The organism is Mesorhizobium sp. PAMC28654, from assembly GCF_020616515.1.
GTDB lineage: Bacteria > Pseudomonadota > Alphaproteobacteria > Rhizobiales > Rhizobiaceae > Mesorhizobium.
The window spans coordinates 2,645,265-2,668,658 of record NZ_CP085135.1; the positions used below are offsets into that span (position 1 = coordinate 2,645,265).

General features: G+C 63.3%; 23 protein-coding genes and 1 pseudogene. 11 read left to right on the top strand and 13 right to left on the bottom strand.

The genetic code is table 11. The features are described from left to right. Positions 1–97: 97 nt before the first annotated feature. A complete protein-coding gene (locus tag LGH82_RS13205; protein ID WP_227348876.1) occupies positions 98–1,018 on the top strand; it encodes a bifunctional 5,10-methylenetetrahydrofolate dehydrogenase/5,10-methenyltetrahydrofolate cyclohydrolase in 921 nt (306 codons plus the stop codon). Between the two features lie 16 nt (positions 1,019–1,034). Here LGH82_RS13205 and glcF read toward each other — a convergent pair whose 3' ends face one another. The 5 genes from glcF to LGH82_RS13230 form a co-directional block, all read right to left on the bottom strand. Continuing rightward, positions 1,035–2,360, bottom strand: coding sequence for a glycolate oxidase subunit GlcF (gene glcF / locus LGH82_RS13210; RefSeq protein WP_227348877.1), 1,326 nt, complete (start codon positions 2,358–2,360; stop codon positions 1,035–1,037). 10 nt (positions 2,361–2,370) lie between these two features. After that, the gene (locus tag LGH82_RS13215; RefSeq protein WP_227348878.1) at positions 2,371–3,576 is read right to left on the bottom strand and encodes an FAD-binding protein; all 1,206 of its coding nucleotides are present in this window, start codon (positions 3,574–3,576) and stop codon (positions 2,371–2,373) included. Continuing rightward, positions 3,573–4,157 (bottom strand): ASCH domain-containing protein, encoded by a 585-nt coding sequence (locus tag LGH82_RS13220; protein WP_227348879.1) that lies wholly within the window; start codon positions 4,155–4,157, stop codon positions 3,573–3,575. Before LGH82_RS13220 ends, LGH82_RS13215 begins: the two co-directional genes overlap by 4 nt. A gap of 4 nt (positions 4,158–4,161) precedes the next feature. Next, positions 4,162–5,658 (bottom strand): FAD-linked oxidase C-terminal domain-containing protein, encoded by a 1,497-nt coding sequence (locus LGH82_RS13225; protein ID WP_227348880.1) that lies wholly within the window; start codon positions 5,656–5,658, stop codon positions 4,162–4,164. Between the two features lie 158 nt (positions 5,659–5,816). Continuing rightward, positions 5,817–7,139 carry a DUF3422 family protein gene (locus LGH82_RS13230; RefSeq protein ID WP_227348881.1) on the bottom strand — a complete coding sequence of 441 codons (1,323 nt, stop codon included), beginning with the start codon at positions 7,137–7,139 and terminating at the stop codon, positions 5,817–5,819. A gap of 210 nt (positions 7,140–7,349) precedes the next feature. Between LGH82_RS13230 and LGH82_RS13235 the strand changes: the two genes are divergently transcribed. The 3 genes from LGH82_RS13235 to LGH82_RS13245 are packed head-to-tail and all read left to right on the top strand — an operon-like array spanning position 7,350 to position 10,114. Next, the gene (locus LGH82_RS13235) at positions 7,350–8,153 is read left to right on the top strand and encodes a FadR/GntR family transcriptional regulator (protein ID WP_227348882.1); all 804 of its coding nucleotides are present in this window, start codon (positions 7,350–7,352) and stop codon (positions 8,151–8,153) included. An 18-nt stretch (positions 8,154–8,171) separates the two neighbouring features. Further along, positions 8,172–9,308 (top strand): alpha-hydroxy acid oxidase, encoded by a 1,137-nt coding sequence (locus LGH82_RS13240; protein ID WP_227348883.1) that lies wholly within the window; start codon positions 8,172–8,174, stop codon positions 9,306–9,308. 38 nt (positions 9,309–9,346) lie between these two features. After that, positions 9,347–10,114, top strand: coding sequence for a metallophosphoesterase family protein (locus tag LGH82_RS13245; protein WP_227348884.1), 768 nt, complete (start codon positions 9,347–9,349; stop codon positions 10,112–10,114). Between the two features lie 55 nt (positions 10,115–10,169). Here LGH82_RS13245 and LGH82_RS33315 read toward each other — a convergent pair whose 3' ends face one another. Both LGH82_RS33315 and LGH82_RS13250 read right to left on the bottom strand, forming a co-directional pair. After that, on the bottom strand, positions 10,170–10,301 hold the full coding sequence (locus LGH82_RS33315) for a hypothetical protein (protein WP_264484410.1): 132 nt from the start codon (positions 10,299–10,301) through the stop codon (positions 10,170–10,172). A 289-nt stretch (positions 10,302–10,590) separates the two neighbouring features. Further along, positions 10,591–11,289 carry a type 1 glutamine amidotransferase gene (locus tag LGH82_RS13250; RefSeq protein ID WP_227348885.1) on the bottom strand — a complete coding sequence of 233 codons (699 nt, stop codon included), beginning with the start codon at positions 11,287–11,289 and terminating at the stop codon, positions 10,591–10,593. An 88-nt stretch (positions 11,290–11,377) separates the two neighbouring features. On the opposite strand from LGH82_RS13250, the gene LGH82_RS13255 reads away from it, so the two are divergent. Next, complete coding sequence (locus LGH82_RS13255; protein WP_227348886.1) at positions 11,378–12,013, top strand: hypothetical protein; 636 nt, start codon at positions 11,378–11,380, stop codon at positions 12,011–12,013. Positions 12,014–12,017: 4 nt separating this feature from the next. Here the strand turns inward: LGH82_RS13255 and LGH82_RS13260 are convergent, their stop codons facing one another. After that, entirely contained in the window at positions 12,018–12,413 is a 396-nt protein-coding gene (locus LGH82_RS13260) for a GFA family protein (RefSeq protein ID WP_227348887.1), read from the bottom strand. 143 nt (positions 12,414–12,556) lie between these two features. On the opposite strand from LGH82_RS13260, the gene LGH82_RS13265 reads away from it, so the two are divergent. From LGH82_RS13265 to LGH82_RS13275, 3 genes are all read left to right on the top strand, one after another. Next, positions 12,557–13,291 carry a 16S rRNA (uracil(1498)-N(3))-methyltransferase gene (locus LGH82_RS13265; protein WP_227348888.1) on the top strand — a complete coding sequence of 245 codons (735 nt, stop codon included), beginning with the start codon at positions 12,557–12,559 and terminating at the stop codon, positions 13,289–13,291. 250 nt (positions 13,292–13,541) lie between these two features. Further along, positions 13,542–14,915 carry a glutamate--cysteine ligase gene (locus LGH82_RS13270; protein WP_227348889.1) on the top strand — a complete coding sequence of 458 codons (1,374 nt, stop codon included), beginning with the start codon at positions 13,542–13,544 and terminating at the stop codon, positions 14,913–14,915. Between the two features lie 101 nt (positions 14,916–15,016). Beyond that, the gene (locus LGH82_RS13275; protein ID WP_227348890.1) at positions 15,017–16,015 is read left to right on the top strand and encodes a DUF937 domain-containing protein; all 999 of its coding nucleotides are present in this window, start codon (positions 15,017–15,019) and stop codon (positions 16,013–16,015) included. 168 nt (positions 16,016–16,183) lie between these two features. Here LGH82_RS13275 and LGH82_RS13280 read toward each other — a convergent pair whose 3' ends face one another. After that, positions 16,184–16,474: a DUF1127 domain-containing protein gene (locus LGH82_RS13280; RefSeq protein WP_227348891.1), complete on the bottom strand. Its 291-nt coding sequence runs from the start codon at positions 16,472–16,474 to the stop codon at positions 16,184–16,186. Positions 16,475–16,651: 177 nt separating this feature from the next. Here LGH82_RS13280 and LGH82_RS13285 point away from each other — a divergent pair, with 177 nt between their 5' ends. From LGH82_RS13285 to LGH82_RS13295, 3 genes and pseudogenes are all read left to right on the top strand, one after another. Beyond that, positions 16,652–17,608, top strand: a complete 957-nt coding sequence (locus LGH82_RS13285; protein ID WP_227348892.1) for a LysR substrate-binding domain-containing protein — start codon at positions 16,652–16,654, stop codon at positions 17,606–17,608. A gap of 61 nt (positions 17,609–17,669) precedes the next feature. Then, positions 17,670–19,234 (top strand): annotated as a pseudogene (gene xseA / locus LGH82_RS13290) (exodeoxyribonuclease VII large subunit). Between the two features lie 8 nt (positions 19,235–19,242). Further along, positions 19,243–20,379, top strand: a complete 1,137-nt coding sequence (locus LGH82_RS13295) for a P1 family peptidase (protein ID WP_227348893.1) — start codon at positions 19,243–19,245, stop codon at positions 20,377–20,379. A gap of 127 nt (positions 20,380–20,506) precedes the next feature. On the opposite strand, the gene LGH82_RS13300 is transcribed toward LGH82_RS13295, so the two are convergent. The 4 genes from LGH82_RS13300 to minC all read right to left on the bottom strand — a co-directional run bounded on the left by LGH82_RS13300 (position 20,507) and on the right by minC (position 23,329). Next, positions 20,507–20,761 carry a hypothetical protein gene (locus tag LGH82_RS13300; RefSeq protein ID WP_227348894.1) on the bottom strand — a complete coding sequence of 85 codons (255 nt, stop codon included), beginning with the start codon at positions 20,759–20,761 and terminating at the stop codon, positions 20,507–20,509. Between the two features lie 694 nt (positions 20,762–21,455). Then, the gene (gene minE, locus LGH82_RS13305) at positions 21,456–21,746 is read right to left on the bottom strand and encodes a cell division topological specificity factor MinE (RefSeq protein WP_227348895.1); all 291 of its coding nucleotides are present in this window, start codon (positions 21,744–21,746) and stop codon (positions 21,456–21,458) included. Then, complete coding sequence (gene minD / locus LGH82_RS13310; RefSeq protein ID WP_227348896.1) at positions 21,743–22,558, bottom strand: septum site-determining protein MinD; 816 nt, start codon at positions 22,556–22,558, stop codon at positions 21,743–21,745. Before minD ends, minE begins: the two co-directional genes overlap by 4 nt. A 42-nt stretch (positions 22,559–22,600) precedes the next feature. Next, positions 22,601–23,329 (bottom strand): septum site-determining protein MinC, encoded by a 729-nt coding sequence (minC, locus tag LGH82_RS13315; RefSeq protein WP_227348897.1) that lies wholly within the window; start codon positions 23,327–23,329, stop codon positions 22,601–22,603. Positions 23,330–23,394 lie beyond the last annotated feature (65 nt).

A 23,394-nucleotide genomic window follows, 5' to 3' on the forward strand; every position in this document is an offset into this window, starting at 1 on the left:
AACGTCGCGCCAGGGGCATGGTGGTTCGCTTTCATGCTGCCCTTCCCGTCATTCTTTTGCTATGGGGGCGGCAACATTTCCGTACAAAGGTCCAAGCATGTCCCTGTCAGATGACAGCCGCTACCTGAAAGGTGGGCCGGTCGCCCAGCGTATCATCGCTTCCGTGCGTGAGGACGCGGCGATCGCCACGGCCGAGGGCTTTCCGCCAAAACTGGTGTCGATCACCGTTGGAGACACAGCGGCGGTGGGCGTCTATGTGCGCAACCAGCGCGCCAAGGCGGAGCTCGCCGGCATAGGTTTCGAGGAGCGGCGGTTTCTCGCCGACATATCAGCCACCGAACTCGAGGCCGCGATCCACGGGCTGAACGCCGATCCGCGCGTCACCGGCATCATCATCCAGCGGCCGGTGCCCGCGCATATCCCGGTCCGGACGCTGCAGTCGGCGGTGCATCCGCTCAAGGACGTCGAGGGCATGCATCCGGCCTCGATCGGCAACATCGTCTACAACCAGCTTGACCTCGCGCCCTGCACGGCGGCCGCATCGGTCGAATTGCTCAAGGAAACGGGGCTCGACCTCAAGGGCTTGGAGGTCGTGATCGTCGGCCATTCGGAGATCGTCGGCAAGCCAATCGCCTTCCTCTTGATGAGCGAAGGCGCGACCGTGACGGTCTGCCATCACATGACGCGATCTGTGGCGGCCCACGCGCGCCGCGCCGACGCGCTGTTCGTCGCCGTCGGCAAGCCGCGGCTGATAAAGGCCGACATGGTCAAGCCAGGTGCGGCCGTCATCGACATCGGCATCAATTCCGAGATCGGCCCGGACGGTTCCAACCGCATCGTCGGCGACGTCGACACCGAAAGCGTCAAGGACGTCGCGTCCTGGATCACGCCGGTGCCGGGTGGCGTCGGCCCGATCACTGTGTCAATCCTGCTGCGCAACACGATGGTGGCACTCAGCCGCCAGCGCGCGCTCTATGAAGCGACCTACGGCACGCCGGACAAGCTCGCGGCCGAATAAGCACAGGGGCGTCCCGCTACTCCGCCGCGACCAGACCGCTTTCGATCACGCCTTCCGGCTTCGGCCCGCCATAGGCCCAGTCAAGCAGTTTTATCGTGTGCACCACCGGCATCTTTGCCGCCGAGGCGATCTGGGTGATGCAGCCGATGTTGCCGGTGGCGATGATCGCAGCACCCGTCGCCTCGATGTTCTTCACCTTGCGGTCGCGCAGTTTTGTCGAAATCTCGGACTGCAGGATGTTGTAGGTGCCGGCCGAGCCGCAGCACAGATGTCCCTCGCGTGGCTCGCGCACGATGAAACCGGCCTTTGCGAGAAGCTCCTTCGGCTGGCGCGTGATCTTCTGGCCGTGCTGCATCGAACAGGCCGAATGATAGGCGACGACGGTACCGGGCTTGCGCACGGGTTCAGGTAGATCGATGCTCGCCAGATACTCGGTGATGTCCTTGGCCAGCGCCGAGACGCGCACTGCCTTGTCGGCATAGGCAGGATCCAGCCGCAGCATGAAGCCATAGTCCTTGATCGTCGTGCCGCAGCCGGATGCTGTAATGACGATGGCGTCGAGCCCACCCTCGTCGATCGCGCGCGTCCAGGCGTCGACATTCTGCCTAGCCGAGGCAAGGGCGGCCTCTTCCCGCCCCATGTGATGCACGAGCGCGCCGCAACAGCCTTCGCCTTGTGGCACCACGACCTCGATGCCGAGCCGCGTCAGCAGCGAAATCGTCGTGTCGTTGATGGCGGGATCGAGCACCGATTGGGCGCAGCCGGTAAGGATGGCGACGCGGCCTTTTTTTGTCCCTTGCCCGGGATGGATGCCTGGAGAGGCCATGGGCGAAGCTGCGGGGAGCGACGCCGGCGTGAGCTTGAGCATCGCGCTGAGCGGCTTCAGCGCCGGGATATTTTCGAACAGGCCAATGAACGGTTTTCCCAACTTGGCCAGCTTGAGCGCGGCGCGGAAACGCCGGGGGTATGGCAGCACGAAGGCCAGCATCGCGCGGGTCAGGCGGTCGAGCAGCGGCCGCTTGTAGGTCTCCTGGATATGGGCGCGGGCATGGTCGACCAGATGCATGTAGTTGACGCCCGACGGGCAGGTCGTCATGCAGGCGAGGCAGGACAGGCAACGGTCGATATGGGTGACGATCTCCTTGTCGGCCGGACGGCCGTTTTCCAGCATGTCCTTGATCAGGTAGATGCGTCCACGCGGTGAATCCAATTCATTGCCGAGCGTCACATAGGTCGGACAGGTGGCGGTGCAGAAGCCGCAATGCACGCATTTACGCAGGATCTTTTCCGATTCCGCGACATGCGGATCGGCAAGCTGGGCAAGCGAAAAGTTGGTCTGCATCGCGGATGTCCTAGGCCATGCGGCCGGGATTGAGGATGTTCTTCGGGTCGAATTCCTGCTTCAGCCGCTGGCTGAGTGCGGCGAGCGCCGGCGGCTGCGGCTCGAACACCGGCAGCGCGGCGCGATGAGAGGGTGCCGCGCGCACCAGCGTCGCGTGGCCGCCGCCATGTTTTCTCAGGAGCCCGCGCAGCAGAGCCGCTTCCGGATCGCCCTCTTCCATGCGCAACCACACCAGCCCGCCCTGCCAGTCATAGAAGGCGCTGACAGCGGCCTGCATGCGCAGCGTCAACACCATCTGGTGGCCTTGGGAAGGCGTCATCGACACCCGCCAGACCGGTTTCTCGCTGCCGTCGCAGAACGGCCTGCAATCGCGCACATCGCGCCAGATGACCGCTGAAGCCTCGCCTGAAATCTCTTCCAACGGCCCGGCATTGCCGAGCAACGTTTTAAGCGCGCCGATACGATACGCGACGGAAGGGCCAAAGCCTTCGACACGCAACAGCGTCGCGGCGTCGCTGCCAAGCGCACCACCGGCGACACGCGCGGCGATCCGCTCCGGCAGATGGGCAGCGCTCGAAACTTCGGCGCTGGAGCCGAGCGCCAATGCCATGGCGGGGGCCGCAGCATCGTCAAGCAATCCCCTGATTGCGAGGGTGACTTCGGTTTCCGCTGCCGGAAGCACCTTGAAGGTAACATCCGTGAAGACAGCCAGCGTGCCCCAGCTGTTGGCCATCAGCTTGGACATGTCGTAGCCGGTGACGTTCTTCACGACGCGGCCGCCGGACTTGAAGGCTTCGCCTCGGCCGGAAACCACATTGATGCCCAAGATATGATCACGCGCCGCGCCCGCCTTGAGCCGACGTGGACCGGAAAGGTTTGCGCCGAGCACGCCGCCGATCGTCCCTCTCCCCGGCTCACCGCCGAGCAGCGGGCCGTAGTCCATCGGCTCGAAAGCAAATTGCTGGCCATTTTCAGCCAACAGCTTCTCGATCTCGGCAATCGGCGTGCCGGCTTTTGCCGACAACACCAGCTCGGCGGGCTCGTAGAGCGTGACACCGGACAGTTTCGACAGGTCGAGCGTGTGTTCGGTCTGCAGCGGACGACCGATGCCGCGCTTGGAGCCATGCCCGAGGATTTCGAGGGGCGACTCTTCGGCCACGGCCCAGGCGACGGCGGACTGGACTTCGTCTGATGTGGATGGGGTGAAGGTGGTCAAAGCCTGTGCTCCCGCAGTTTTTCGAGCACGGCTTCGCCCCTTGGCGACAGCCGGTAACCGACATCGAGGCTCTCAGTGAGACCGAGTTCCTTGAGCTTGCGGACGTCCTGCTTGAATTTCAGCGTCTCGACCCCAGCCCTGGCTGCCAAGGCGGCAGCCACCACTTCCGGGTTGGCATCGATTGCCCGCAGGATCGACGGGAAATAGCCCGGCGATGTTTTGTCCCAGCGCGCGAAACGCATGGTCAAGGCGTGCCAATCCTCGTCGGAAAGCACGGCGTCGTTGCGCAAGGCGACGCGCCCGTCGGGTTCGATGCCATTGAGCTCGATGCGGTAGGCCGGGGTGCCGTCATCAGGACCGAGCATCTCCCGAAGCGCGGCGCGTGTCGGGAAGCCGGCCGCGACCGCGTCCTTCTCCGTCAATGCAGAGCCGTCCACGGTTGTGATGCCACCTATCAGCACGACGCCCGATGCCGTCCGGACCCGCCCGCCCGCCTTGACCGTCGGTCGCTTCCAGCGGCGGAAAGCGAGCGAAACCTCGCCCGACACAATCGCCTCCAGGGTCTGACGCCGAAACAGCATCCGTTCAAAACCTCGGAATGTCCGGGAATGCCACCTGCCCCCGGTGGACATGCATGCGTCCGAGTTCGGCGCAGCGGCGCAACTGCGGGAACACCTTGCCCGGATTGAGCAAATGATTGGGATCGAAGGCGCATTTGACCCGCATCTGCTGGTCCAGGTCGACCTGGTTGAACATTTCCGGCATCAGGTCGCGCTTCTCCACACCCACCCCATGTTCACCGGTCAGCACGCCGCCAACCTTCACGCAGAGGCGCAATATGTCGGCGCCGAAGCTTTCCGCCTTGTCGAGTTCGCCGGGCACATTGGCATCATAGAGAATGAGCGGATGCAGATTGCCGTCGCCGGCATGGAAGACATTGGCGACGCCAAGCCCGTATTTTTCGGAGAGCTCGCGCATGCCATGCAGAACGCGCGGCAGCTCCTTGCGCGGGATTGTTCCGTCCATGCAGTAGTAGTCTGGCGAGATACGGCCAACCGCGGGGAAAGCCGCCTTGCGGCCAGCCCAGAAGGACAGCCGTTCCTGCTCGGACTGCGAGATGCGACACGTTGTCGAGCCGTTCTTGTAGGCGATGGCTTCGACAAGGCCGATCAGGTGATCGACCTCGACGCCCGGCCCGTCGAGCTCGACGATCAGCAGCGCCTCGACATCCAAGGGATAGCCGGCGTGGACGAAATCCTCGGCGGCGTGGATGGCCGGGCGATCCATCATCTCCATGCCGCCCGGAATGATACCGGCGCCGATGATGTCAGCGACGCACTGGCCGCCCTGCTCGCTGGTCGGAAAACCGATCAGCAGGGCGCGGGCTGTCTCCGGCTTCTTCAGGATGCGCACAGTGACCTCGGTGACGACGCCAAGCAGGCCTTCCGAACCGGTCATCACGCCAAGCAGGTCGTAGCCTTCCGCGTCGAGATGGTTGCCGCCGAGCCGCACCACCTCGCCATTCATCAGCACCATCTCGATGCCCAGCAAGTTGTTGGCGGTGAGGCCGTATTTCAGGCAGTGCACGCCGCCGGAATTTTCGGCCACATTGCCACCGATCGAGCAGGCGATCTGGGAGGATGGGTCGGGGGCGTAGTAAAAGCCCTCCTGCTCGACGGCGGTGGTGATGCCGAGATTGGTGACACCCGGCTGGGCGACGACCGTGCGATTGGGAAAATCGATCGCAAGGATGCGGTTGAAGCGGCTCATGACCAGCAGCACGGCGTCCTCGAGCGGCAGCGCCCCGCCCGACAGCGAGGTGCCGGAACCGCGCGGCACGACGCGGATGTTGCGGTCGTTGCAGTACTTCAGCACACGGGATACCTGCGCCACGGTCTGCGGCAACACCACCACCAGGGGCAACTGACGATAGGCTGTCAGCCCGTCGCTCTCGAAGGCGCGCATTTCATTGGTCGCGTCGACGACGCCCTCGCCCGGCACGATGACGCGCATATCGGCGACGATCTCGTCGCGCCGGCGCATCGTTGCGTCGTCAGGTTTCGGCATGGCCAGGCCGGACATCAACAGCCTCATTCGTTTGACTGGTCAAAATCTTTTACCAGTTTAGCCTGTCCGTTGCAAATCCTGCTTTGGTGGAGAGCCTGGCGTCAAGGCCGAGACGAGCTTCCGCAGCGGCAATCTGCCGCTGGCTGATCCGCCTTCCGCGCTTTCGGAAATGACTACTCGCCGGGATGCTTGCCGGGCTCGGAGTGCATCAGCCGCACACGGCGCACGCCCCACCAGACCAGCAGGATGGCGACCGGCACCGAGGCCGCGGTGACAATCTCCGGAGCAAAGGCATGGCCAAAGATCGAGGCGCCCTTGGCGACATAGCCGATAAGGCCGACGACATAGTAGGAGACGGCCGCCACCGAGAGGCCTTCCACTGTCTGCTGCAGGCGCAGTTGCAGGCGGGCGCGGTTGTTCATCGAAGCCAGCAGATCGCGGTTCTGCTTCTCGACCTCGACGTCGACCCAGGTGCGCAGCAGCGTGGTGGCGCGGGTGAGCTTTCGCGACAGATTGGCCTGACGCTCCTCGACCGAACGGCAGGTGCGCATGGCCGGCGCGACGCGGCGCTGCAGAAAACCGCCCCAGGTGTCATAACCGGGCACGGCCTCTTCCTCCAGCGCTTCCAGCCGCTCGACGACGATGCCGTCATAGGCTCGACTGGCGCCGAAACGGTAGAGGCTGGATGCGGCATCGGCTTCCAGTTCCGCCGCAAGCTCGGTCAGGTCGGCCAGCAGCGTCTGGCTGTCGCGGGTTTCAGCAACCTTCATCTCAAGGGTGGTCTGGGCGAGCCTGTCCTCAATGCGGCGGGCGCGGCCGGACAAGGTCAACGCCAGCGGCAAGCCGAGCATGGAGAGCGTCCGGTAGGTCTCGATGTCGATCAGCCGTTGCGACAGCGCGCCCGTGCGCGCCGGCGTCAGGCCACGATCGAGCACCAGCATGCGGGTCATGCCGTCGCCGTCCTGACGGAAGTCGGTGACGATGGCTGCGTTGCCGCGCTCGACCAGCGAGTAGCACAGGCTGGTCGGGTCGAAGTCCGAGATCAGTTCCTCGCTCAATTCCGTCCATTTGCGGATTTCGAGCCTGATGCCGGAAATGACGGTGCCTGGCGGGGAAAACCCATTCCCGAAGGGCGAATCCTCCTGCGTTCTGCCGGTTTCGGACAGCGGTCCTTCCCACAGATAGGTCGAGAATTCCGTATGCCGTTCCCAGCGCAGCGAGCCCTTGCCCCACTTCATCGCATGGTGACGGGCTTGGCGGTCGGGCGCGGCAATGCCGAGCCGGCGCGACAACTCGGAAAGCACCGCATGGTCCACACCCGAGCCGCCCTCGGTCATGAAAGCGAGCTGAATGAGAACGCGCGGCTTTTCGATCAGCGGATGCGGCCGGGCATGGACTTCGCCGAGCGCGCCCGGACGGCCTTCATGCGCTGGGAAACCCATCACGCTGCCCTTGGCGCGTGGCTGGAATTCGAGATTGGACGGGTCGTCTGACACGGCTGGTCCCCCGGGCTCCCTTGAAACCCTCTTGCAATCGCGTCCCTCTAAGGCCAATAGCCGGGTGACGCAAACAGCAAAATCTAGCCGAAGATGATATGGCTTCGGGCGATGAACCCGACACCGTCCGACCAATTGGATAAATAATTTGACCAGTTGGCGACGCAGGCTTTATCTTGCACGACACCGGTTCAATCCCAGGCACCCCCGTTGAGCGATATCTTTTCCAGGATCGAGCATTCGCGCACCGCCGACGAGGTGGTGCAGCAGATCGAGAACCTCATCCTCGAAGGCGTGCTGCGCACCGGCGACCGGTTGCCCGGCGAGCGCGAACTGGCACGCCAGTTCGACGTGTCTCGGCCGATCCTGCGCGATGCGCTCAAGGCGCTCGAAGGGCGCGGACTGCTGACGACGCGCCCCGGCGGCGGCACCCATGTCGCTGACGTCATCGGCCAGCTGTTCACCAAGCCGGTGACGGATCTCATCTCGATGCACCGCAAGGCGGTGACGGACTATCTGGAGTACCGCCGCGAGATCGAAGGCGTGGCGGCCGAATACGCGGCGCGACGCGCCACCCCCGACGATCTGGCGCTGCTCGACCGCATCATGGCGCGCATGGACGAGGCGGACCGGACCGGCGATTTCGACGATGAAGCCGAAATCGATGTCGAATTCCATCACGCGATCTGCGAATGCGCGCACAACATCATCCTCTTGCACACACTGCGCTCCTGTTACCGGCTGTTGTCGGAGGGCGTGTTCCAGAACCGGCTGCTGGTGTTCAGCGTGCCCGGCGCTCGCGAGGCGCTGCTTGCCCAGCACCGGGCGATCCATGCGGCGGTGAAGGCCGGCGATCCCGCCGCCGCCCGCCAGGCCGCGATGGACCACATCACCTATGTTGAACGGTCGATGGCCGAGGCCGAGCGCAGCGGCGACTGGCAGCGCGTGTCGCGGCTGAGGCTCAGGCAGCGCGCCGACGCCACCGATATCGAACCCGCACGCAAACGCTCCTAATCTCGAAACGGGAAGCCCATGAGCCAGATCCTGACCATCGCCGACCTCAAGGACCTGGCGCGTCGGCGCGTGCCCAAGATGTTCTTCGACTATGCCGACTCCGGCGCATGGACCGAGAGCACCTACCGGGCGAACGAGGAAGACTTCCAGAAGATCAAGTTCCGCCAGCGCGTGCTGGTCGACATGAGCAACCGTTCGCTGGAATCGACCATGATCGGCGAAAAGGTGGCAATGCCGGTGGCGCTGGCACCGACCGGCCTGACCGGCATGCAGCACGCCGACGGCGAGATGCTGGCGGCGCAGGCGGCGGAAGAGTTCGGCGTGCCGTTCACGCTGTCGACGATGAGCATCTGCTCGATCGAGGATGTCGCCTCGGTGACGAAGAAGCCGTTCTGGTTCCAGCTCTATGTGCTGCGCGACAAGGATTTCGTGTTGAACCTGATCGACCGGGCGAAGGCGGCGAAATGCTCGGCGCTGGTGCTGACGCTCGACCTGCAGATTCTGGGCCAGCGCCACAAGGATGTGCGCAACGGGCTTTCGGCGCCGCCAAAGATGACGCTGACCAACATCGCCGATATCGCGATGCGCCCGCGCTGGTGGATGGGCATGGCCGGCACGAAGCGTCGCACCTTCCGCAACATTGTCGGCCACGCCAAGGGCGTCGGCGATGTGGCGTCGCTGGCTTCGTGGACGACGGAGCAGTTCGATCCGCACCTGTCGTGGAAGGACGTCGCCTGGATCAAGGAGCGCTGGGGCGGCAAGCTGATCCTGAAGGGCATTCTCGACAAGGAGGATGCGCTGATGGCGGCCAGGACCGGCGCCAATGCGATCATTGTCTCCAACCATGGCGGTCGCCAGCTTGATGGCGCATCGTCTTCGATCATGGCGCTGGAGGAAATCGCCGACGCGGTCGGCGACACGATCGAGGTGCATATGGATGGCGGCATCCGCTCCGGCCAGGACGTGCTGAAGGCGCTTTGCCTGGGCGCCAAGGGCACTTATATCGGGCGGCCTTTCCTCTACGGGCTGGGTGCGCTGGGCAAGGAAGGGGTTACCAAGGCGTTGGAAATCATTCGAAAGGAGATGGACATAACGCTGGCTTTGTGCGGAAAGCGGCTAGTCACCGACATGGGCAAGGATCAGCTCCGGCGCTAAAGTCCGGTGACTGTCCGACCACGGAGACGACGCAGGCCTTGACGACCCCCGGCATCCACTTTCTCGACGCGCACGGACCGGACGGCGTGCGCCTCTATGCCATCGGTGACGTGCACGGCAGGCTGGACCTGCTGGAAGCGATGCACCGGCGAATCGAGAGCGAGCTGGAGTGGAAACCAACTCGCGATTGGCGTGTGATTCATCTCGGCGACTATGTTGACCGCGGGCCGGATTCCAAGGGCGTGATCGATTTCCTGGTCGAAGCACGCGAACGCGACCCGCGCCACCTGATGCTCGCCGGCAATCACGACATCGGCTTTCTCGATTTTCTGAAAGTCCCCGATCCGGAGGGACTGTTCATGCGCTATGGCGGCGTTCAGACGGCGGAATCCTATGGCGTGTCATTGACCATGGACGCCAGTTGGTTCGGCAAGGCGGAAACGCTAAAGCGGGGCCACGCGGCGCTGGTCGAGGCGGTGCCGCAGGCTCATGTCGACTTCCTGCGGTCGCTGCCATTTTCAATGACGTTCGGCGACTTCTTCTTCTGTCACGCCGGCATCAGGCCGGGCATCGCGCTGGAAAACCAGAACCAGCAGGATCTGATGTGGATCCGCGACGTCTTCCACAATCATTCCGGTCTCTATCCGAAGATCGTGGTGCACGGCCACACACCCGTGCCGGAAGCCGAGGTGATGGCCAACCGCGTCAATGTCGACACCCTCGCCTGGCAGTCAGGAAACCTTACCGCGCTCGTCGTGGACGGCGCGGATAAACGTATCCTGTCGATGACCGGTAAACGAGGTTAAAGCGCTGTAGCGCTTGATCTTTTCGAAAACCGATCCCGGCTTTCGAGATCGCTTGCTAGCGAAGCGAGGCGGTGACGCCGTAGCCGTCGACGGCGTTGTGGTTGTTGGCTGCGTCGGCGGCATAGATACCAAGGCCGCAGATCACGATCGCGGACAACATGGCGAAGGACAGAAGCGCTGCTTTCACGGAGGTCATCTCTTGTTGAGCTTCCTGCATCTGTGCATGAGGCGGTTACCAATGCGTTGAAACGAAAAATACGCCTCAAAGTTTCGACGATTTTGCGCTTCTATGTGTGTTCTGTATCGACGGTGTGTCGCGCGGGTCACACAAAAGGTTCATCGCGGTTGCACGGCCGATGCAGAGCGCGTGCCTTCTAGGGCAGCAAGCAGACACACTCCAAGGATGAACGACGTTTTCCCCGGCGGATTCACCGCCGCGTGCCAATTATGTCACGCCGGGTGACGCGACAGGTCGTTTAGATGGTTGCCACCCAGGCACGGGCGATCGCAAGGCCGGCGGCGTCGGCGTCCGGTCCATTGCGGGCCATCTCCCCGTCGAGATTGCCGGCCCAGTCGGGATGGCGGGCGGCAATGATTGGCGCGAACGACGTGCTCCAGTCCTCAACCATCGGCCGGTCGGCCTCGAAGTGGAACTGGAAGCCGTAGACGGCGCGGCCGACGCGGAACGCCTGGTTCTCGGCAACATCGTTGCCGGCCAGCCGCACGGCGTTTTCGGGCAGGACAAACGTGTCGTCGTGCCACTGGAAGATCGGGAATTTCTCGGGCAGCGCGCCGAGTACGGCATCGGCCTTGGCGTTGGGCGTCAGCGACACGCCGCGCCAGCCGAATTCATTGGCGCCGCCGATCTTGTTCTCGCCGCCAAAGGCGCGGGCGACCAGTTGGCTGCCGAGGCAGATGCCGAGCACCGCACGATCTTTCTCGGCGAAATCGCGGGTCAATTCGAGCAGGGCAGGAAAATAGGGGTAGTCGTCGTCAGCCAGCGCATTCTGGCCACCGCCGAGAACCACCATGGCATCATGAGCGGCCGCATCTTCCGGCAGCGGGTCACCTTTGTAAGGAAGACGCACGTCAAGATCGGCACCTGCTTCCGCAAGAGCGGCGCCGACCTGACCGAGGCCAGTATTGTCGTAGTTCTGGACCACCAGCACCCGCATCGCAAAACCCTGCTGACATGAAAAAGATGGTGCGATCGATATCATGCCGCCAGCATCACAGCCAAGATGCCCATTCGGAGAGAAAGCTATGCCACTGCAAAACCGGGTCGACCCGTTTGGCGCTATCCACGCCGTACCCGAGCGTGGTCTATTCACCGGCAATCGCGGCATCATCCACGACCCGGAGACCAGGACGCTCTTGAAAAAGCGCTGGGCGCTTCAGGCCTGGATCATCTGCGTGTGCGAATTCCGCAATGTGCGGCGCGAGCCGATGGGCCGAAACCGGCCGGGCGGAAAGGCCGGCTGGACCGAGCTTTTCTTCCTGGACGAAGTGACCGCGCTTGCCGCCGGCCACCGCCCCTGCTTCTTCTGCCAGCGCGAACGGGCGAAGGATTTTGTGCAACGGTTCGGCGACGCATTCGGCATCGCCGAACCGCGAGCACCGCAGGTCGACAAGCGGCTGCACAAGGAGCGGCTTGCATCGGGAGGGCGTGCGACCGGGCTCAGTCCGGAGACACTTGCAGGCTTGCCGGATGGAACGATGATCTCCTCGGGTAACAAGCCTTACGCGCTTCGTGACGGTTGCGCGCTGCCCTGGAGTTTCGGTGGTTATCAGCCGCCAGTCAGCCTCGACGCTCCAGGGATCGCCGATCCCTTCCTGATCACGCCGTCGACAAGCGTCGCCGTGCTTCGCGCCGGATATCGCCCGGTCTGGGCGGCCTGACCGTTTATTCCAGTTCGGATTGCGGGATCACGGGCACCGCCGGCAGGTCGTAATAGTCGCCGGCGCATTCCGGATACAACTGACTTTCCATCTTCAGGCCGGTCTTGCCGTCGATGGTGCCCGCCCAGACGGAGATGAACGGGCTGTCGAAGCGACGCCAGAACAGGTTGCCGCCGCATACCGAACAGAAACCGCGCTCGGCATGCTCCGAAGACTTGTACCAGCGCAGCGTATCGCCCGTGATGGTCGCGCGCTTCTGTTCGACTTGTGTGGCGGCAACGTAGTGGCCGCTGGCCTTCCTGCATTGATTGCAATGGCAGGCAACGACCGGGCGCAATTCGCCATGCAATTCGTAGCCGACGGCGCCGCACAGGCAGCTGCCTTGTGTAATCTTGTCCACCCCAAACGCCTCCGACCCGCGTTGCCCTGCGCCCAGAGTGCGCGATGGCACAACAAACCGGCATCGCTATTCCGACAACGCTGTGTCGTCTTTGAAGCGATGCATATCTTGACGACAACGACCGGCTCGCCCATTCCTCGGCGATGCGCGCCAATTACAAGATGCAACGCCTTTTCGTGTCTGACGATCTCGGACCAGACATCGAGTTCGATGCCGGTCAGCAGCAAAGCCATTATCTGATGCATGTGCTGCGGCTCGGCGAAGGGGCGGAAATCCTTGTGTTCAATGGCCGCGACGGCGAATGGTCGGCGGCAATCGCCGCGAAATCCAGGAAGGCTGTGCGCCTCAGGGTCCTGCAGCCACAAAGACCGCAACCGCCGCTACCCGATCTCGTCTATTGCTTCGCACCGCTGAAGCAGGGACGGCTCGACTATCTGGTGCAGAAGGCCGTCGAGATGGGCGCCGGCGTGCTTCAGCCGGTGATCACCCAGCATACGCAGGTAGCAAAACCTTCCATCGATCGCCTGCGCGCCAACGTCATTGAAGCCGCCGAGCAATGCGGCATCCTGGCGGTGCCAGAGGTGCGCGAAGCAGAAAAGTTCGAACGCCTGCTGGCCGGCTGGGACAAGGAGCGCCGGCTGATCTTTTGCGACGAGGATGCGTCGACCAACAATCCGCTGCCGGCGCTGCAGGCCGTGCGGGAGAGGAAGCACGGCCTGCTGGTCGGACCGGAGGGCGGCTTTTCCGATGAGGAACGCAAGATGCTGCGCTCCCTGCCTTTCGTGACGGCCATTCCATTGGGATCGCGGATCCTGCGCGCCGATACGGCAGCGGTCGCCGCACTGGCGGTGATGCAAGCGACGATCGGCGACTGGTAAGGTTCTTCCCATCCTGGTCGGTGAGAAGCGAGACTGCCCATCAATCAATTCCTGTTGACGTGTGGCTCAGGATTTTTCGCTTGATCGCCTACTGACATTTCGTCCATCTAGCGCCGGCGGTCGTCCGGCCGCCTACAGCACTGCCGTGTCCTTTCGGACAGGCAAAGGACACTGTAGCATTTGGGTTGGCGCATGGTCCCCTCCGAAGATCGAGGTCGATTTTCGGAATCCTGCGCTAAGAGGGCTTCTCATGGCGCGCGACACAACTGATTTCACGCCGATCGAAGGCATCGACGAACTCGTCGAGCACCTGGCCGAAGGCAACAAACCGCGCGACAAATGGCGCATCGGTACCGAGCACGAGAAGTTTCCATTCTATGTCGACGGCAATGCGCCCGTGCCCTATGGCGGCGACCGCGGCATCCGCGCCATCCTCGAAGGCATGCAGCAAAAGCTTGGCTGGGACCCGATCATGGACGCCGGCCGCATCATCGGCCTGGTCGAGCCGACCGGCCAGGGCGCGATCTCGCTCGAGCCCGGCGGCCAGTTCGAACTGTCCGGAGCACCGCTGGAAACGATCCACCAGACCTGCCGAGAGGGCAATGCTCATCTGTCGCAGGTGCGCGAGATCGCCGAGCCGATGGGCATTCGCTTCCTCGGCCTCGGCGGCAGCCCGAAATGGTCGCTGGCCGAGACGCCGAAAATGCCGAAATCGCGCTACGAGATCATGACGCGCTACATGCCCAAGGTCGGCACCAAGGGCCTCGACATGATGTACCGGACCTGCACGATCCAGGTGAATCTCGATTTCGAGAGCGAAGCCGACATGCGCCGTAAGATGCAGGTGTCGCTGAGGCTGCAGCCGCTGTCGACGGCGCTGTTTGCCAACTCGCCCTTCACCGAGAGCCGGCCGAATGGGCTGCAGAGCTGGCGTGGCGATATCTGGCGCGACACAGACAACCGGCGTTCGGGCCTGCTCGAATTCTGCTTCTCGCCCGATTTCGGTTTTGCCGACTACGTCGAATGGGCACTCGACGTGCCAATGTATTTCGTCATCCGCGACGGCCACTATCACGACATGACGCACATCACCTTCCGCCAGTTCATGGCGGGGGCCGCGCGCAACGAGGTGCCGGACGGACTGCCGACGATGGGCGACTGGGCGAACCATCTGTCAACGCTGTTCCCGGACGTGCGGCTGAAGCGTTTTCTGGAAATGCGCGGCGCCGACGGCGGGCCGTGGCGGCGCATCTGCGCGCTGCCGGCCTTCTGGGTCGGTTTGCTCTATGACGAGGCCGCGCTTGATGCCGCCGAGGCGCTGACCGCGAGCTGGACTTATGAAGAAGTGCTGGCGATGCGCAATGCCGTGCCCGAACTGGGCATTTCCGCGCCCTTCCGCAACACCACGCTGCGCGACATTGCCCGCGACGTGCTTGCTATCTCGCGCACGGGACTGAAGAATCGCGGCAGGAAAAACCGCGACGGCTATGACGAAACCTCTTTCCTCAACACGCTGGACGAAGTCGTCGCGCGCGGCACCACCAGCGCCGAGGAGATGCTGTCGGCCTACCACACGCGCTGGGGCGGCTCGATCGAACCGGTATTCATGGAATATGCCTATTAACCCTGCAGGGTCGGCGCGGCCGATGGATTGTCAAAAGCCGCTTCAATCGGCGGTGGAAAGGAACTAGGTTTCTCCGACGAGGATTTCCGGAGGAGAAACCAATGCCTTCCTTGTTCGACATGCTGGCACAGGCCCAGAACGGTAACGGCATGGATGCGCTTGCCCGGCAATTCGGGCTTTCGCAACAGCAGGCGCAATCGGCGGTCGCCGCCTTGCTGCCTGCCTTTTCGCAGGGGCTGCAGCGCAACACGGCCGATCCTTACGGCCTCGGCGCCTTCATGACGGCGATGGCCAGCGGCCAGCACGCCCAGTATTTCGAGGACGCGACGCGGGCCTTCTCGCCGCAGGGTGTTGACGAGGGCAACGGCATTCTGGGGCACTTGTTCGGCTCGAAGGATCTGTCGCGCGCCGTTGCCAGCCAGGCCGCGCAGGCCAGCGGTGTCAGCCAGCAGGTGTTACAGCAAATGCTCCCGGCAATCGCCACGATGTTGATGGGCGGGCTGTTCAAGCAGACCACCAATCAGATGCAGGGCGCCGGAGGATTCGGCGCCGCCAGCAATCCGCTGGGCGAGATCATCGAGCAGATGATGCGGCAAGGTGGAGGCATGCAGGCGCCGCAACAGCGCCAGGCGCCGCCGCCTCAGAACCCGATGGACAACCCGCTTGGCAAGGTGCTGCAGGACATGTTCGGTGGCGGCGCGCAGCCACAGCGGAACTCGCCGCAGCAGACGCAGAATCCCTATGGTGACAATCCGCTCGGCAAGGTGTTGCAGGATATGTTCGGCGGCGCGCAGCAACCACAACCTCAACAGACGCAGAGTCCTTACGGCGACAATCCGCTTGGGAAGATTTTCGAGGACATGCTGAAGCCGGGCGGCGGCTTCGGCATTCCTGGCGCGCAGCCGGCGCCGCAGCAACCGGAAGCGCCCCCGCAGCGCCAGGCGCCTCAGCCGCAGACCAATCCGAGCGGCAGGCCGAGAAACCCGTTCGACGATCTGTTCGGCAAGATGTTCGAGACCGGCGCCCAGCAGCGCGACGACTACCAGAAGGGAGTCGAATCGATCTTCGATCAGTTCAAGAAGGGAATGGATCGCCGGTAAGACCGGCCCGGCACCTCCAAAAAGAAAAGCCCGGTCCTTGGGAGGACCGGGCAGCGCGCAGGCGGGCCGGTGGGGAAACCGGCAGGGAGTGGGAGCCTGCGATGGTTGTTGGTCGCGTCGAGCCTCAAAAAGGTTTACGGCAACCGAAACACTCGGCAATCAGCCTAGTCAGGCGACCTTGCGGGCGAGGTCCTCGATGGTCTCGGCACGCTCGACCGCGATGGAGCGAAGCCTCACCGTCGGATCGCTGCCAAACGGTACATCGATGGCGACATAAAGGTCGCTCCGCGTCAGGCCGATATCCGCGAGCTCAGCGTCGGACATCTCGCCAAGGCGATAGAAGGCACGGCGATTTTTCCACGCGCGGTAGAAATTGGAGACGGTGTTGACCATACGCGTCGCTACAGCCGGACGCGACGTGATGCGCGAGGTCTCGGTGGCGAAATCGAACGTGGTCATGTCGGTCTCCTTCAGACTCGAACTGGCGAAACCAAGGGTTCGGCGCTTGTCACAGCGGCCGTTCCGGTCTCGATTCACATGCCTTCATGCGGATGATCCATATTTGCCATCGCGCGATTGATTAATCCAACGAATGTTTCTAATCTTTAGCATCAACAACAATGATGGATCATGCCGATGAAAGCGCCGCTCGATCTCGATCAGTTGCAGACCTTCATCTCGATTGCCGACACCGGCAGCTTCACTCGTGCGGCCGAAGAGGTGCACCGGACCCAGTCGGCGGTGTCCATGCAGATGCGCCGGCTGGAGGAGCGGATCGGCAAGCCGCTGTTCGAGAAGGACGGCCGCACCAACCGGCTGACCGAGGAAGGCGACAAGCTGCTCTCCTATGCAAGACGGCTGCTCTATCTCAACCGCGAAACGCTGGCGGCCTTCGATGACCGGCGGCTGGAAGGCACCATCCGCATCGGCACGCCCGACGACTATGCCGACCGTTTCCTGCCCGAGATCATGGCGCGCTTCACGCGGTCCAACCCGCGTGTCGAACTGACCGTCATCTGCGAACCGACGCCGGGGCTGGTCGAGCATATCAAGCGTGGCAATCTCGACCTCGCACTGGTGACGCACAACGACACGCGCGGCCAGTCGGAAGTGGTGCGGCGCGAGCCGCTGCTGTGGGTCACGTCCACCAACCATGCAACGCATGAGCAGGAAACGCTGCCGATGGCCTTCGGCCGACCGAATTGCATCTGGCGGCGCGCCGCCGTCGATGTGCTCGACCGGCAGAACCGCGACTATCGCATCCTGTTCACCAGTTTCTCGGCGACCGTCATCACCGCCGCGGTGCTCTCGGGCCTGGCGATCTCGGTGCTGCCGGAATGCGCGCTCAGGCCCGGCATGCGCGTTTTGGGCGAAGCCGACGGTTTTGGCGCCCTGCCCGATTGCCGCATCGGCATCATGCGCGGCCAGACGTCGCGGCCGGAGATCGTCGATGCGCTGGCGCGCCATATCTCGGAAAGCCTCGACAATATTTCCGTGCCGACCGGCGAGGAGACGGGGAGCTTCGACTTCGCGGCGCTGGCCTTCAGCAAAATGAAGCGCACCAAGCCCAACCAGATCCTGCCCGGCTGGTAGACGGGCGAGACGGAAGACACAGGCGTCTTGACGCGGACGGTCAAGCACGGGCCAATCGGCCATGAGCGACGCAGCATCCGAATCACGCACAAACGCCGCCGAATATACGGTGAGCGAGATTTCCGGCGCACTGAAGCGCACGGTCGAGGACGTCTTCGGCAATGTTCGGGTGCGCGGCGAGATTTCCGGCTATCGCGGGCCGCATTCTTCAGGCCATGCCTATTTCGCGCTGAAGGATGATCGCGCACGGCTCGACGCCGTTGTGTGGAAAGGCACGATGAGCCGGCTGAAGTTCCGCCCCGAAGAGGGGATGGAAGTGATCGCCACCGGCAAGCTCACCACCTATCCCGGCAAATCCAACTACCAGATCGTCATCGACAACCTTGAACCCGCTGGTGCCGGCGCGCTGATGGCGCTGCTGGAGAGCGCAAGCGCAAGCTGCAGGCCGAGGGCCTGTTCGACACCGGCCGCAAGCAGTTGCTGCCCTTCATGCCGCGCGTCATCGGCGTGGTCACCTCTCCCACGGGCGCCGTCATCCGCGACATCATCCACAGGATCAAGGACCGGTTTCCACTGCATGTGCTGGTCTGGCCGGTGCGCGTGCAGGGCGAAACCGCCGGCGCGGAAGTGACCGCCGCCGTCAACGGCTTCAACGCGCTGGCATGGGATGGTGTGATCGCGCGCCCGGACCTGTTGATCGTGGCGCGCGGTGGCGGCAGCCTCGAGGACCTCTGGGGTTTTAACGACGAGGCTCTGGCCCGCGCCGTCGCTGCCTCCCACATTCCGGTGATTTCAGCGGTTGGCCACGAGACGGACTGGACGCTGATCGACCTTGTCGCGGACGTGCGGGCGCCGACACCGACGGGCGCCGCCGAAATCGCCGTGCCGGTACGGGCGGATCTCGAAGCGACGCTTGCCAGCCTTGGCGCGCGGCTCAAGGCGGCGGTGGCGCGCAATTTCGAACGCAAGCGGCAAGCGGTGCGGGCGGCGGCGCGTGCCCTGCCCTCGCCCGATCAACTGCTGGCGCTGCCGCGCCGGCGCCTCGACGAAGCGACAAGCCGGCTCGGCCGGGCACTGTCCGTCAGCGTCGACCGCAAGCGCGCGCGGCTCGCGGCGCAGCGGTTGACGCCGGCTACCCTGTCACGTCGCATCAATGAAGCCCGCACGCTCACCGGCCGTGACCTCGCCCGCGCGCAAGCTGCGTTCTTCGCCATCGTGCGCGAGCGGCGCGCGCGATTTTCGCGTAGCGCGCCCCGGCTGTCGCCGGCACCGATCGAAAGACGGCAAAAGCTGCAGGGCGATGCGCTGGTGGCACTGGCGCGTCGCCAGGACCGGGTGATCTCCGTGCGGCTCGAACGCTTGCGTGGACAACTGACCCAGGCCGAACGCCTGCTGACCACGCTTTCGCACAAGGCCGTGCTGGCGCGTGGCTTCGCTTTGGTGAAAGACGCCGATGGCACCGTGATCAAGCACGCCGCCGATGTGGCGTCAGGGATGGCGCTTTCGCTGGAGTTTGCCGACGGCACCGCCGATGCGGTTGCCACCAGCGGCCCAGCGCGGCCAAAGCCAGTTGTGAAGCCGGCGGCCAAGGCCAAGGAACCCGGCAGCCAAGGCTCCCTCTTCTGAGTACGCCCATGACCGATAATCCGCATCATCTGAAAACACCTGCTGGCAAACCGCGCGCTCGAAGCCTCGGCATCGGCTTTGACGGGACGCCCGGGCCATTCAACGCCATCACCGACGTGCCCGGTGTTTCGGTCGGCTATTCGACGCTGATCGAGGGCGACGGCCCGCTCGTCGTCGGCAAGGGACCGGTGCGCACCGGCGTGACCGCCATCCTGCCCCGGCCGCTCGAAAAACTAGCCACGCCGGTCTTCGCCGGCATTTTCGGCCAGAACGGCAACGGCGAGATGACCGGCTCTCACATCATCGAGGAAACCGGCGCCTTCAACTTCCCGATCACCATCACCAACACGCATTCCTGCGGTGTTTCACGCGACGGAACACTGCGCTGGATGAGCCAAGTGCTGCCGGCCGCGCTCGACAGCGCCTGGGGGCTGCCGGTGGCCGCGGAAACCTATGACGGGTTTTTGAACGACATCAACGGCCATCATCTCGGGTTCGACGACGTGGCCGCCGCGCTCGATGGCGCTACCGGCGGAGCCGTCGAGGAAGGCAGCGTCGGCGGCGGCACCGGCATGATCACCTTCGGCTTCAAGGCGGGGTCAGGCACCGCCTCGCGCGTCGTCAAATGGCAGGACAGCAGCTACACGGTCGGCGCGTTCGTGCAGTCGAATTTCGGCAAGCGGCGCAACTTCACCATTCGCGGCGAGCGCGTGGGGCTCGACCTGACAGAGCCGGCGATCCGCGAAGGCACGCCACGGGCCGAAAAAGGCTCGATCATCGCCATCATCGCCACCGATGCGCCGTTCCTGCCGCACCAGATGAAGCGCCTGGCACGCCGCGTACCCATCGGCGTCGCCATGACCGGCGGCTTCGGCTACCACAGTTCGGGTGATATCTTTCTAGCCTTCTCAACCGCGAATCCCGGCGCGGCGTTGGCGCCGTCCGGCCATATCGCCAACGCCGACTTCATCCCCGACACCGACATCGATCCGTTCTTCGATGCCGTGATTCAAAGCGTCGAGGAAGCCATCCTCAATGCGCTGGTCGCCGATGAAGACATGACCGGCCGTGACGGCAATTTCGTGCCGGCCCTGCCGAAGTCATGGCTGAACAAGAGGTTTGGGCCGAACGAGAGGTTTGGCTGAAAGTCTTTGTTTTTATGCATGTCGTTATCCCAAAACCGCTAGGCACTTTTGGGCGACATGCATTGGGCTCGAAACGAAGACGCGGACCGAATAGGCCCGCGCTCGAGATAGGGTCAACCCTGTCGGGTCATCCAGCGGCTTTGCTGGCAGACTCCTGGCCCTGGTCAGCCTCGGCGGCTTCTTCGAGGCGCGATGCGATCAGTTCCTGGATGTCGCCGACCTCTTCCTGGATATCCTCCAGGGGTATGCCGGCTTCGGCCGCCTTGGCGGCGCATTCCCTGGCCAGCGTCTCAGCCTGCTTTTCGATCTTGATCGCCGAGGGTTGGCAATGGACCTTTTCGCCGATCCATCCCCGCAAGAATTCGATCGCGTGTTCACTCATACTGCTGTTCCCTGGCGGCAATGCCGGTTGGTAATCATAAACGTGAACACCCGCAAAAGGATGCAGGTGCCATTCCAGCCGAGTCGCTGTCGCCCGGCAAGCCGATGTTATCCAAGCTCCACAGAGCCGAAGGAAATCGAGGTTTCAAGGAACACGTCTATCGTTGAGATGATTGTTACCGCTGGCCGGGATCAAGCCCAGCATCGTGCCGTTGTTTCTATTTGCTTTTTCCGGTTTTCAAGCCGATTTTCATCACAATAGTTGTCACAATACACAGCACGTTTACAGCTGCTTCGTGGGCGCATCCCCAAGGAGCGCGGTCGAAGCCGCCGCTATATAGTGACATCCTCGGATAATGTCGACTCTCGTTCCCTGGCTGCTTCTTTCCGCCGCGTCATGGGTAAGCGACTGTGTCGCTGGAGAGCCTGCATCCAACCCTGAGAGGGCGCGCGCAACACCGCAACGGCATTGCGATATGTGGAGATTGCTCAAGCCGCAAGCAAGGCTCCGCCTGCGGGTTTGAGGTCCAGTCAATTCCCGACAACGGACGTCCAATAGAATTGCTGAATGCGTGGATTTGTACGCGCCGCGGAAATCCCGCGGCTGTAGCGGCCTTCGGATGGTTTCCGAAGGCCGTCTGCCCAGCAGGCCCGTTTGAATTCCGGCCCCCGGGGGTTTGCTGGCAACCCGCCCGTCAAGCCAGGAGTGGCATCTCTTTGGACTGGGTGGCCAGAACGGTGCTCTTGTTGGGGATCTGGATATCGATCTCCAGCGTCGACATTGTCTCGCCGCGGTCCATGCTCACCTGCAGATAGTCCTGGTCGATCTGAACGTGCCTGGCAATGACGGCCATGATCTCCTCGCGCAACACGGAGACGAGATCGGGCTGGTTGCGATTGCGGCGTTCGTAAGCCAGCAGGACTTGCAAGCGCTCGCGCGCCACCGGCGCGCTGCGGCGGCGCTTGAAGAGGTCCAGAAGCATCATGCCGCCCTCCTACCCAACAGCCGATCGAGGAAGCCCTTCCGCTCGAAAGGCACCACGACCGGGAAATCCTCGCCTTCAAGCCGCCTTGCCGCGTCGATATAGGCGCGTGCCGCGGAGTTCATGGTCTCGCTGAGCGTGACCGGTGCGCCCATGTTGGATGCGCGCAGGATGTCCTGGCTCTCCGGAATGATGCCCAGCAGCGGCGTGGACAGGATTTCCAGGACGTCATCAATGCTGAGCATTTCGCCGCGCGAAGCGCGCGCCGCGTCGTAACGGGTGACGAGAACATGCTTCGCGATCGACTCGCCCTGCTCCGCTTTCATCGTCCTGGCGTCGAGCAGGCCGATGATGCGATCGGAGTCGCGGACGGAACTGACTTCCGGGTTGGTCACGATCACCGCCTCGTCGGCGAAGCGCATGGCCAGTTGCGCGCCCCGCTCGATACCGGCCGGACTGTCGCAGAAGACATAGTCGAACACCGAGCGCAACTTGTCGATCACTTCGCCGACGCCTTCCTCGGTGAGGGCATCCTTGTCGCGCGTCTGCGAGGCCGGCAGCAGGAACAGCGATTCGACCCGCTTGTCGCGGATCAGTGCCTGCGAAAGCTTGGCCGTTCCCTGGATGACATTGACGATATCGAACACGACCCGCCGCTCGGCGCCCATGATCAGATCGAGATTGCGCAGGCCGACATCGAAGTCGACCAGGGCCACCTTTTTGCCGGTCTTGGCGACCGCCGCTCCAAGGGCGGCCGTCGAGGTGGTCTTGCCGACGCCTCCTTTGCCGGATGTGACCACGACTACTTTGCCCATGTTTAATGCCTCCGTTATTGTTGCTTGAGCGATGCGAGATTGTCAGGTGAACGCTGCGATGCGCAGCACGTCGTTTTCGAGAAAGGCCTGTATCGTCCGCCCGCGAGAAGCCGGCTCCATCTCCTCGGCCGTACAATACCAGCCGTCGACAGACAGAAGTTCGGCTTCGTTTTTCCGGCAGAAGATGCGAGCCCCGGCATTTCCCTGAGCCCCGGCGGATGCGCGTCCACGCAGCGTGCCGTAGACATGGATGGATCCCCCCGCGATGATCTCGGAACCGGATGCGACGGAGCCGAGGACGATCACATCGCCATGCGGATGAATGATCGACTGGCCGGAGCGTATCGGCGACTTGATCATCAGTGAGCTCGGCGATTGCGGCTCGTTGATCTTGGGTTGCGCGGCAGCCTTCGCATTCTGCTCGGGCTGCTGCATGAGCAGCGCGTCGCCCGTGGCTTCCTTGGCCCCGGTGAGTCGAGGCGGCAGATCCGCGCCAAGAGCAGTGTCGCCATCGGCCTCGATCGCGTAGACGCGTATGCCGCGTTCGCCAAGTTCGGCGATCAGGCCCTCAATCTCGCCCACCTGCGGCTTCAGCATGTTCAGATCAAGCACGACCGGGCGGCCGGCGAAGAAACCGGGAGAGTTGCCGATCCACTGATCCAGGTCCTGCAGCCAGTCACTCAAGGGCGCTTCGGGGGTAAGCGTGAAGGCCACAAACGAACGCGCCCGAAAGCGTATGGATTTCTTCTGGATGGGAGTGGCGCAGGTCACGCGGGCGATTCCTTACTGATTGGTTAAGGCTAGCCAGCGATGGTTAACGAAAAGTAAATATCGAG